General features: G+C 69.8%; 2 protein-coding genes. Both read right to left on the bottom strand.

Going from position 1 to position 1,709, the window contains the following annotated elements:
* Positions 1-1,108: cell division protein FtsA (ftsA, locus tag DEIPI_RS32370; RefSeq protein WP_045234648.1), on the bottom strand; the 1,108-nt coding region annotated here is incomplete at its 3' end.
* On the bottom strand, positions 1,105-1,709 hold a 605-nt coding region (locus tag DEIPI_RS0117820; protein WP_084474529.1), incomplete at its 5' end, for an FtsQ-type POTRA domain-containing protein. The genes DEIPI_RS0117820 and ftsA, both read right to left, overlap by 4 nt.

Below are 1,709 nucleotides of genomic sequence, written 5' to 3'. Positions count from 1 at the left end.
CCGTCGCGTGCGTCGGGGAGGCCACGATGTCCGTCAGGCCGCCCACGCCGCGCGGACGCGCCACGCGCACGGGAAGCCGGAAACGGTCGCGGGCGAGTTCCGACGTGCCGCGCAGCAGGCTCCCGCCGCCCGTGATGACCACGCTGCCCGCCACGAGCTCCACCGGACCGAGCGCCCCGTCGATCTCGTCACGGACGAGGTTGAAGATCTCCGCGAGCCGAGGCTTGATCACGCGCGAGAGCTCGTACGCGCTGATCGCGTGGACGTTGCCGCCCGCCGACGTGATCTCCAGCGTGAGGTCCGTCTCCGCGAGTTCCGGCAGGGCCGCGCCGTACTTGCGCTTCACGCGCTCCGCCTCGTCGAAGGGAATCTTGAGGATCTGCGCGAGGTCCGCCGTGACGTGATCCCCGCCGATCGGGATGTTCGCGCTGTGCGCGAGGTTCCCGCGCTTGAACACGCCCACGTCCGTGGTGCCGCCGCCGATGTCGATCAGCACGACCGTCTGCTCCTGCTCCGCCGTGTCCAGCGTGGACAGACCCGACGCGAGCGACTGCAGCACGAAGCCGCGAACCTGCACGCCCGCCTCCGTGGCGCAGCGCCGCAGGTTCGCCAGGGGACCCGACGTGCCCGACACGATGTGGACGTCCACCTCGAGGCGCACGCCGTGCATCCCGACCGGGTTCTTGATGCCCTCCTGCCCGTCGATGACGTACTCCTGCGGCAGGGCGTGGATGACCTCCAGGTTCGGGTCGAGCGGGACCGCCCGCGCGTTCTCGATGGCGCGGTCCACGTCGGCGCGGCTGATCTCCTGCTGACGCCGGATCGCCGCGAGGCCGTGACTGGTGATGGCGCGGATGTGGTTGCCGGACACGCCGACGAACGCCTCCGTGACCTTCACCCCGGCCACCCGCTCGGCCGCCGCGACGGACTGCTTGATCGCGTGGGTGGTGCGTTCCAGGTTCACCACGGCACCGCGTTTCATGCCCTCGCTGGGCACGGTGCCCTCGCCGATGATGTCGACGGCGCCGTCGGCGCCGATCTCTCCGATGACCGTGGTGATCTTGGTGGTGCCGATGTCCAGTCCCACGATGATCAAGTTGTCCTTCATTCCTGGACGCTCACCCCCCAAGGGTAAATGCTGATTCGCTTCGCTTGGAACATTGTGACACTGGCCCCGTACTTTCGCAAGGAAACAAGCGAACCGCTCCATATCGTGGCATCCCGGGTCTTTACCGTCAGACCGCTCGGAGAGTATTCGACGGCCTCCACATTGAAACGCGACAGCAGTCTCGCCGCCTCCATCGCCTCACGCGTCCGGTCCGGACCCCACCCGCGAATCACGGGCCCCACCTTCGGCGCGCCGGGCAGGACGGTGCCGTCCCAGTCGGCGACGACCACGCGCCCGTCACGTTCGAGCCGCACGGCGGGCACGCGCTCGCGCACCTCGATCCGCAGGCGGTCCGGCCACGTTTTCGTGACCTTCGCCTCGCGGATCCAGGGGCTGCGTTTCAGGCCGCCCGCCGACCACTCCTCGTAGAAGAGCCAGCCGGAGTCCCTGCGCGCGCCCGCCAGCTGAGCCACGCGAGCGTCCCCCACGAAACGGTTCCCGACCACCTCGACGTGCCTGACGGGCAGACCGTACCACAGCCCGGCCAGGGCGCCCCCGGCGAGCGCGACGGCCAGCGCCGTCACCCACGGCCAGCGCGCCC

Origin of the sequence: Deinococcus pimensis DSM 21231, assembly GCF_000519345.1 — a bacterium.
GTDB classification, from domain to species: Bacteria; Deinococcota; Deinococci; order Deinococcales; family Deinococcaceae; genus Deinococcus_A; species Deinococcus_A pimensis.
This window is presented reverse-complemented; position numbering and strand designations above follow the sequence as displayed.